Below are 605 nucleotides of genomic sequence, written 5' to 3'. Positions count from 1 at the left end.
TACTTCAAGGGCGTGGAGATGGTCACCGACTTCCGCAAGGAAGTGCCCGCCGACTGGCTGCGCCAGATCCTGGAGCGCGAGCTCACGCCCGAGCAGAAGGCCGCCATCGAGAAGATGGGCTGGGACGAGCTCATGGAGACGCTGAAGAAGCGCCTGGAGGAGCAGAAGGAGCGCCACGAGGGCGGCAGCAAGTGGATCGGCACCGGCGGCACCAGCCCCTACGGCCACGGCGGCTACAACCCGCAGGGCGTGCGCATCGGCGGGGCCGGCAAGAACAAGAGCGCCGTGAAGGTGTGGGAGCAGCGCGCCTACCGCGACTACGACGACACCCAGGAGCTGGGCACCCGCAACATCAAGGTCGCCCTGCGCCGGCTGCGGCGCTTCGCGCGCGAAGGCAACGAACTCGAGCTGGACCTGGACGGCACGATCCGCAGCACCGCCGCCAACGCCGGCTGGCTGGACATCAAGATGGTGCCCGAGCGCCACAACAACGTGAAGGTGCTGCTGCTCATGGACGTGGGCGGCACCATGGACGAACACATCCAGCGGGTCGAGCAGCTGTTCTCCGCCGTCAAGAGCGAGTTCAAGCACCTGGAGTTCTACTA

At 66.6% G+C, this 605-nt stretch carries 1 protein-coding gene; it reads left to right on the top strand.

Features of this window, described 5'->3' with window-relative positions:
* The coding region (locus E4T88_RS18810) for a VWA domain-containing protein (RefSeq protein WP_135107549.1) at positions 1-605 on the top strand (605 nt) is incomplete at both ends.

The organism is Dysgonomonas mossii (assembly GCF_004569505.1).
In the GTDB taxonomy this organism is placed as follows: Bacteria; Bacteroidota; Bacteroidia; order Bacteroidales; family Dysgonomonadaceae; genus Dysgonomonas.
This window is presented reverse-complemented; position numbering and strand designations above follow the sequence as displayed.